Below are 8812 nucleotides of genomic sequence, written 5' to 3'. Positions count from 1 at the left end.
AACAAAATTCGCCTTGAAAAAAGTTTAAAAACTATAACCATTGTAAAAATATTTAATGATCTTAAAGCTTTAGAATATAAGGTTTGTAGCGGTGTATTGTGGGATAAAAAAGTTAATTTTGCTGCATATAAAAACGATAAAAGTGAACTAATGGTGTTGGTATCATCCATTGAGATTGAAGTTGATATTTTCGCTTTATATAGATATCGATGGTCAATAGAACGGTTGTTTAAGCATCTTAAAAGTGGTGGTTTTGATATTGAAAAAAGTCACTTAGTAAATTTGGATAGATTTGAGAAATTATTGGTGGTGGCTGCTATCACTTCAGGCTTAATAGTTAAGAATGGATTAATACAAAATGCACTAAATCCAATTCGTATAAAAAGCTATAAAACTATTGAAAAACAACTATTCTCATTATTTACTTATGGCTTTGATTATATTAAAAATGCCTTCTATCAATCTATAACAGCTATAACTCAACTCATAGATACCTTATTACTACCTCCAAAAAAAGAGCTTTTTCACACTCTCAACTTCCCATTACAAAAATTGTAGGGTACTATGCAATAGGTCGTGCTTCTAATCTTTTTATACCTATTGGGTCGCCTGTTTCTTCACAGTAACCGTATTCCCCATTTTTAATACGTGATAATGCTTCTTCTATTTTACTTATTAATTTACAATATCTATTTCTACTACGAAGCTCAAAAGCTCTTTCTGTTTCATGAGTAGCACAATCGTTAAGATCGGATTCTTTTAAATTTTCTTCCTTTAAATGATTTAAAGTCTCTTGAGATTCCTTTAATAAGTCCTCTTTCCATCTTAAAAGTTTTTGTCTAAAATATTCTAGGTGATTAGGACACATATATTCTTCATCTTTAGAAGGTTTATATCCCATAGGTAATTTAGGTGTTTCTAGCATATTAATATCTCAATATTAGCTTTAGTATATTATGTTTATAAGGTTTTTAAAATAATATAATATATAACTTAAAATTAACGCAAGAAGATTATGAATATTAATATATTTTATTTTTTAATTGGATATGCGGTAGTATATACAGCCTCTAAATGCTTTATACTTGTTTTAGTATAGTTTTGTGTAGTAGATAGACTTTTATGACCTAATAGCTCTTGAATAGAGCGTAAATCTGCACCATGCTCAAGCAAATGTGAAGCAAAACTATGTCTAAATGAATGAGCAGTTAAATGCTGCGGTAAACCATAAAAATGCTTTAATTTAATTAATTCACGATTAAATACCGGTGGCTGCAATTTCTTACCCTGCTTTCCTCTAAATATCGGTTCATTATCACCTAGCTTATACGGCAATATTTCTAAATATTGGGTAATTAAATTTTTAGCAATCGGTAACCACGGGATTATTCTTTCTTTACTACCTTTACCTATTATTCTTATAAATTCTAGATTTTGTAGATGAAGTTTCGTAATTGATAATGCCTCCGATATACGTAGACCTGAAGCATATATAAGAACAAGTAGGGCTTTATTTCTAAGCTCTACCCACTTAACATTCCCGTATTCTTCAATATGTTCAAGTGATATTACTACATCATCCTCCGATAAAGCTTTTGGTAATAATTTAGTTTTTTTAGGAGATTTTATAGAAAAAATTATATGATTATTTAATTGTGTTGTTTTCTCTAAAAACCTATAAAAATTCTTTACTGCAGATAAACCACGTGAAATTGAAGAAGTGGTAAAATTATCACAGTTATGTTTTGCAAGCCAACTTCGGATTAATCTTATATCTGCGGTTTTAATATGATTTATCGTTACAAGCTCTGAATTATAATAATTCATAAACTCAAGGAAATGCTTAAGGTCATTATTATAAGAAATTACTGTATGATTAGAGTAATTTCTTTGCAAAACGAGGTATTTTTGCCACTTATCTATTAATTCTTGAATTGATATATCTAACATTTATAAAAACTTAACTATTTTTAATATTATTCTTAATGCTAACAAATTATTGACTCATAATTTTATAAATGTTAGCATGAATTGAGGGTTTATGTTTACATATACGTAACCTATAAAACACAAAAAATTTTTTAAGTAAAAAATTTAATTTATTTTAGGATAATGAATAATGTTAAATAATACACAATTTTTAGATTTAATGAAATCCTATATGAATCCGGAATTTTATATGAGTTCTATGAAAAATATCCCTAGTGTAGATCTTTCATCTATCACAAATATAATGCAAAGAACTATGAATATTCTTTTAACAACTAATCAAATTGCTACAGAAAGCATGCAATCTTTGCTTAAGAAAAATTCCGAGATTATACAAAATAATGTTAATACTATTTTGAATACTACCAAAGAAGCAGCAAATTCTAAAGATTTCAAACAAGCTAGTGAATGTTATCAAAAATGTTTAAAATCTATTTATGAAACATCTATGGATAATGCTAAGGAATTAGCAAATATTGCTTATGAGTCTTCAAACAAAATATTAGAAGCCGCAAATAAGCATATTGTCGAGAATGTTCATCATGCTTCTAATAATATGCAAAATATGGCAGAACAAGTACAAAAAAACTTTAATAAAAAATCTGCGTAATTTTTAGCGTCATTGCGAGCAGCCATAGGCTGCGTGGCAATCTCATGAAATAATACTCCTGAGATTGCTTCGTCAATTGCTACGCAATTTCCTCACAATGACGGCTCGGTATCGCACGCAATAACGGCTTTCCCCTCAATTACTCGCTTTTCTGTTTAACCAATTTTGTAAATAAGACTCTGCTAATTCCTGATCTTCTATAATAATTACATTTTCAGCATTACGTTTATCAGCAGCAGCCGTGAAATTAAACGAACCGGTTATTACTTTCTTTTTATCAATAATTATAACTTTATTATGAGCGATTCCCGGTACTTTATCTATGCCCACATCAATTTTTGCTCGTTGTAATTCATACAATTTAGAAAATTTTTGCTTAAGATTAATACGATCAAGCAATATTCTAACTTTTACTCCTCGCATCTGTGCATTAATAAGTGCAGTAGTAATCAGTGCATCACTCATACCATATGCTTGCATATAAATAGATTCTTCAGCCCTATCTATCTGATTTGCTATAAACTTAGTACAACCGGCAGGAGGAGTAAAACATGTACTAACTTTACTTCTTGAAAGCTCTGAAATATTGTAATGCTTTATTTTCGGTGCAGATGAAGCTAATGATTTTTGATTTATTAGATTAGTAAAATAATCCGGATTCTGTCCATAAATACCTAAAGCAACTCCTAAGATAAAGGCAATAGATATTTCTATAAATTTATTATTTTTTCTCTTCATGACTTATTTATATTTTAGGCGTTGTGTGTATGGTTTACATTCCTTGCTTGTCATACCGTGGCTTGACCACGGTATCCATAAAAAATAAAAAAGAAGACTGGATCCCGCGATCAAGTTAGCTAGGATGACAAAGATCCAACACCTATCTTCTTACATAACTGCCGGGAGCCTCTTCAATAGCCTCTAGATTCTGATAATCTAAAGAATCTACTAGCTTATTATCATTATTTTTTATAAGCCAATCAAGCCAATAGTTCCACCATGAGCCTTCATATTCCGTAGCTTTCATAAGCCACTCATGACTACTTAAACTTAAGTCATCGTTAAGCCGATAATTATATTTAGCAATCGCAGGAGGATTAACTACACCTGCTACATGCCCTGAATCCGTGAGACAAAAAATCTTATGTCCGTTTAATAATTTTACTCCATCATATATTGAACGCCATGGAGCTATATGATCTTCTTTTGCGGCTACGAAAAAAGTGTTGCAATCAACTTTTCCAAGATCTATTTTTGTTCCAAGTACCTCTAAATTATTAGACTCTTCTAGCAAGTTATTACAATATGTATTTTGTAAATATTCCTCATACATCTTTGCTGGCAAGTTAGTAGAATCCGCATTCCAATATAGCAAATCAAAAGGCATAGGCTTTTTACCAAGCAAATAATTATTGACAAAAAACGTCCAAATTAGATCATTTGCCCTTAGCAAACTAAAACTATTTGATAAATATTGTCCGTCAAAATAGTCCTTTAGCTTTATATCTTCTTTAATGTAATTAATCGTAGCTTCATTAAAAAATATTCCAAGCTCGCCCGGGTGAGTATAATCAAGCAAAGTAGTAAAGAAAGTGCTACTGTGAACAGAATCTATTTTTTTTACTTTAAAGTAGGCGATAATTATAGCAAGGAACGTACCACCCATGCAATATCCAACAAAATCAATTTTTTTAAAACCAAGGTTTCTCACATACTCAAAAGGTGCTAAAATACCGTCTTTTAAGTAATCCTCGAAGCCTTTTTCCGATAGAGAAATATCAGGATTAACCCATGAAATAAGAAAAACTTGAAAATTATTTTCTACTAAGAAAGATATTAAAGAATTATGCGGAGATAAATCGAGTATATAATATTTATTTATACATGGCAGAATAATAAATATCGGAATCTTATGAACTTTCTCTTTCGGTTCATAGCATATTAATTGCATTAAATCATTTTGGAATATAACTTTTCCTTTTGTTGTCGCAATATTTTTACCGAGTTTAAAGGCGGATTTATCGGTAGTTTTAATATTTAATATATCACCTGAACTTTTTATATCTCTTAAAAAATTTTCTAATCCCTGTACTAGATTTTGACCGCCGCTTTCTAATGTTTCACGTAAAACTTTTGGATTACAAAAAGCAAAATTTGAAGGTGAAAAAGCATCAATAAAATGTTTAGTTACAAACTCTAAATGTTGCTTGAGATCATTTGATAGCTCATACTGTTCTATATTCTTCTTAAGCCATTCACTAGATAGTAAATAATATTGTTTAACAAAGTCAAAATAAGCATTATCCTCCCATGAAGAATCTTTAAATCTTTTATCTCGATTATCCGGAGAAAATACAGCTTTTGCCGGACTACCGACAAATTTTGCAAAGCTATTCGTTGTAAGCTCTCTTAACTTATCAATATATTCAATATTAAGATGACAAAATTTTTCAGGATTTGTCCAAAATTGTTCTACCATTAAAGAAGCTATAATCCTGTTTTTATCACTATCAATTAGGCTCCTAGGCATCATACTCCCCCTACCTTGCATGAAATGCAAAATAAGCTCTTGATATTTATCGGCTATTTCTTTGAAATTATTAATTATCGTCTCGTGCGGGATGTTATACATGTTTAGTTCCAAGATGTTTCTAAAAAATTAACAATTAATATAAATAGTAGACAACGTTTAATTTGGAAAAGAGCAAGACGTTTTATATTTTTTGATGCAGCGTACATACTAGTACGTGAGGATCAAAAAATATGAAACAATGACGCCAATTTTTCAAATTAAACAAGTATACCTTATATCTTTAAACCATCCCACATACTATCAACCTTGTCGATAACTTCCTTACTCATTTCTATTTTTTTACCCCATTTTCTATTTGTCTCAGGGTATATTTTATTGGTTGCATCTATTCCCATTTTACTACCAAGCCCTGAATCAGGTGATGCAAAATCTAAATAATCTATAGGGGAATTATCTATAAAGCTCGTATCACGCCTTGGATCGCTTCTTGTTGCTATTGCCCAAATTACTTCTTGCCAATTACGAACATCAATATCATCATCTACAACTATAATAAACTTACTATACATAAATTGCCGTAAATACGACCAAATCCCAAGCATTATTCTTTTAGCATGACCGGGATAAGATTTTTTAATCGATACTACCGCAACCCTATATGAACAACCTTCAGGTGGAAGCCAAAAATCGACTATTTCCGGAAATTGCTGCTGCAAGATAGGAATAAAGATTTCATTTAATGCTTCACCTAAGATTGACGGCTCATCAGGCGGTTTTCCGGTATAGGTATTTAAATATACTGGATTTTTCTTCATCGTTATTGCAGTTACGGTAAAGACCGGAAACTCCTCAACATCATTATAATATCCGGTATGATCCCCAAAAGGACCTTCAGGCAAATATTCATCTAGACTTACATAACCTTCTAGCACTATTTCACTATGTGCAGGTACTTTTAAGTCAATAGTTTTGCATTGCACCAGCTCTATTTTTTCATTACCGAGTAAACCTGCAAAATTATATTCTGAGATATTCTCAGGTATCGGTGTAACCGCTGCCAAAGTTACCGCTGGATTTGCCCCAATAACAATAGCGGCAGGAAACGGCTCTTTTTTTGCTTCTTTCCAACGTTTATGATGCTCTGCTCCGCCCCGTAACTTTAACCAACGCATCAATAGCTTATTAGGAGCTATTGTTTGCATCCTATATATACCAAGGTTGTAATTATCTATTTTATCATTACTAGGTCCTTTAGTAACTACTATCCCCCAAGTAATTAAAGGCGAAATATCATCAGGCCAACATCTTTGGATCGGCAATATATTGATATTCGGTTTGTCAATGATGATTTCATGACAGTCTGCTTTTGATATTGTTTTAGGAGACATAGCAAAGATACGCTTAGCAAGCGGTAACATTGATAATATTTCTTTAAAAGATGCGGGAGGTTGCAGCTGTTTAAGGAATGCTAGTAAAACGCCAAGCTCTCTTAATTCTTTGGGTGACTTAAGTTTAAGTCCCATACAAATACGATTTATACTAGCATAAAGATTAGTTAGAACAGGTATATCGGATTTAGTGCCGTCGGCTTTTATAACATTTTCAAAAAGTAATGCAGGTCCGCCTTGTGCTAATACTCTTCTACTGATTTCAGTAATTTCTAGGTCAGTTTTAACTGGGGTAGAAATACGCTTTAGCTCACCGTTTTTTTCTAAAAATTTTAAAAACTCCGGTAAATCTTTAAAGCTCATAGTTCTATTTTTTTGTTTATAATGCGCGGCTTATTTTATCGTCATTGCGAGCGGGCATTGTTGCGTGGACCGGTAAAACCCACTGTGTCACCCCGTGGCTTGACCACGGGGCCCATAAAAACAATAAAAAATACTAATAATTTTAGTATTTTAACTGGATCCCGTGGTCAAGCCACAGGATGACAGAGGTAAAATTGATCCACGCAACAATACCTCCTCGCAATGACGGTGCGGGGTGACAGCTCCCTACTTACTAAAATTAGCTTTTACCTGCATATCATTCTGAACAATTGTGTAGTTAATTAGTTCGTCAATTACAGAATTTTTAATATTATATATTATATTTTTTTCTGAATTGATATGAATATTTTTAGCCGTTAATTCATCGATACTTCTAGATTTAATATGTGCAAAATATACTTCATCACCTACTTGGAATATAGGTGTATTACTTCCTATTTTAGTATTAAAAATTGATAATAATATTTCAGGAGTTAGGGTTAGATCATTTTCCATTTCGGATCTAATATAGCTTTTTTTGCTTATTTTTATTCCGGTAGTTTTAAGCTCTTTTATGCTCTCTTGATCTGAATTATACTCCTTTGCTAAATCCTTGATAATTTTTAAGTTTACATCTGCAATATTCCGCTTTATCCAAGCTTTATTTACCTGCTCTTTAATAGCGTCAAATTCAGGTATTTTTGCCGGCTGAATCGACTTTAATTCTACCAATATAAGATAGCTTTTATCTTCTGCTTCTATAGGATAAGATAATTCTCCTTCCGAAAGCTCAAAAATACTATCAGCATTTTCAGCAATTATTTTATCTTCAATAAGCTCTGCATAACTTATATAGTTAACGTTTTGTATCGGTAGCTTATATTTTTCGGCAATTTCAACTAAGCTAGAACCGGCTGCTGTCTCATCTTCCAGCTTTTTAGCAAACTCTATATTAAGTATGTCGATTTTTTGAGCCTTTAATAAATCCTGTAATTGTTTCTGTACTGCTTCAAAACTTTGATCACCGAATTCATCTTTATTTTCATTATAAAACTCTAACAACTCATCTTGAGTAACTGAGACTTTTAAATCCTTAATATTAGCTTTAATATAAGAAAAGCTGCGTTTCTCAGGTACTTCAAATGAGGTTTTATTATCTTGGTAAAAATCCTTTAATTGCTGATCGGTAGGAGTAGAGATTTGTAAATCTTTCAGTTTATTTTGTAAATCTATTTGTACTAATTCTACTTCTCTTTTTTCAGCCATATAATCTACTATATTGTCAGTCATAGCTTTAGGAACATAGAAACTTTCTACAAAAATACCGACAAAAATATTTTTTAGAGCTTTTTCTTTGAAGTTTAATAAATATTTTTCTTCATCCATATAAGAATTTCTAAAATAAGTTTTAAAAATTTTTATATCGAAAACACCTTGCTCATTTTTAAAAACCGGTGATTCTTTGACTAAAATTTTAACTGTATCATCACTTAGATCTAAGTCGTAATAGCCAACTAAATAATCTAAAACATTATCGTAAACAAGCCTTTTTAGGATTCGGTTATCAATATTTAACTGTGCTATTTCTTCATCCGTTAAACTTGTTCCTATTTGCTTACTTATAGCATTAATTTCTAAAGATTTTGCTCTCAAAAAATCTTCTTGGGAGATATTTTTCACATGAGAAAAAGTAACAATATCACCGTTTCTTCTTCCGTTTAATACATCTTTAATACCAAAGCCGACAAAAGCAAAAGCTATCATTGCTAATAAAACTCGCATTATAAAACTATCGGCAGTTTTTCTAATATTATCTAACATAATTTCCCTCAGTGTCACCCCGTGGCTTGTACCTGCGGGGTCCATAAAAAAAAGACTGGATACCGTGGACAAGCCACGGGGTGACACAGTACAAATATACACAATAGT

At 31.5% G+C, this 8812-nt stretch carries 8 protein-coding genes and 1 pseudogene; 3 read left to right on the top strand and 6 right to left on the bottom strand.

Features of this window, described 5'->3' with window-relative positions:
• Nucleotides 1–558, top strand: a 558-nt coding sequence (locus SB78_RS06465; protein WP_041079528.1) for a transposase, incomplete at its 5' end; no start/stop codon positions are given.
• 7 nt (nucleotides 559–565) lie between these two features.
• On the opposite strand, the pseudogene dksA reads toward SB78_RS06465, so the two are convergent.
• Nucleotides 566–925: pseudogene (gene dksA / locus SB78_RS06460) on the bottom strand (RNA polymerase-binding protein DksA); the annotation flags it as partial.
• A gap of 107 nt (nucleotides 926–1032) precedes the next feature.
• Complete coding sequence (locus SB78_RS06455; protein WP_041079527.1) at nucleotides 1033–1950, bottom strand: tyrosine recombinase XerC; 918 nt, start codon at nucleotides 1948–1950, stop codon at nucleotides 1033–1035.
• 169 nt (nucleotides 1951–2119) lie between these two features.
• Here SB78_RS06455 and SB78_RS06450 point away from each other — a divergent pair, with 169 nt between their 5' ends.
• On the top strand, nucleotides 2120–2599 hold the full coding sequence (locus SB78_RS06450; RefSeq protein ID WP_041079526.1) for a phasin family protein: 480 nt from the start codon (nucleotides 2120–2122) through the stop codon (nucleotides 2597–2599).
• A 135-nt stretch (nucleotides 2600–2734) separates the two neighbouring features.
• Here SB78_RS06450 and pld read toward each other — a convergent pair whose 3' ends face one another.
• The 3 genes from pld to SB78_RS06435 all read right to left on the bottom strand — a co-directional run bounded on the left by pld (nucleotide 2735) and on the right by SB78_RS06435 (nucleotide 6883).
• A complete protein-coding gene (gene pld / locus SB78_RS06445) occupies nucleotides 2735–3337 on the bottom strand; it encodes a phospholipase D (protein WP_041079525.1) in 603 nt (200 codons plus the stop codon).
• A 142-nt stretch (nucleotides 3338–3479) separates the two neighbouring features.
• The gene (locus tag SB78_RS06440) at nucleotides 3480–5231 is read right to left on the bottom strand and encodes a PHA/PHB synthase family protein (RefSeq protein WP_041079524.1); all 1752 of its coding nucleotides are present in this window, start codon (nucleotides 5229–5231) and stop codon (nucleotides 3480–3482) included.
• Nucleotides 5232–5404: 173 nt separating this feature from the next.
• The gene (locus SB78_RS06435) at nucleotides 5405–6883 is read right to left on the bottom strand and encodes a UbiD family decarboxylase (protein WP_041079523.1); all 1479 of its coding nucleotides are present in this window, start codon (nucleotides 6881–6883) and stop codon (nucleotides 5405–5407) included.
• Between the two features lie 60 nt (nucleotides 6884–6943).
• On the opposite strand from SB78_RS06435, the gene SB78_RS08550 reads away from it, so the two are divergent.
• Entirely contained in the window at nucleotides 6944–7066 is a 123-nt protein-coding gene (locus SB78_RS08550) for a proline/betaine transporter (protein ID WP_241773813.1), read from the top strand.
• Between the two features lie 63 nt (nucleotides 7067–7129).
• On the opposite strand, the gene SB78_RS06430 is transcribed toward SB78_RS08550, so the two are convergent.
• Entirely contained in the window at nucleotides 7130–8704 is a 1575-nt protein-coding gene (locus SB78_RS06430; protein ID WP_041079522.1) for a SurA N-terminal domain-containing protein, read from the bottom strand.
• Nucleotides 8705–8812 lie beyond the last annotated feature (108 nt).

The organism is Rickettsia asembonensis (genome assembly GCF_000828125.2).
In the GTDB taxonomy this organism is placed as follows: Bacteria; Pseudomonadota; Alphaproteobacteria; order Rickettsiales; family Rickettsiaceae; genus Rickettsia; species Rickettsia asembonensis.
This window is presented reverse-complemented; position numbering and strand designations above follow the sequence as displayed.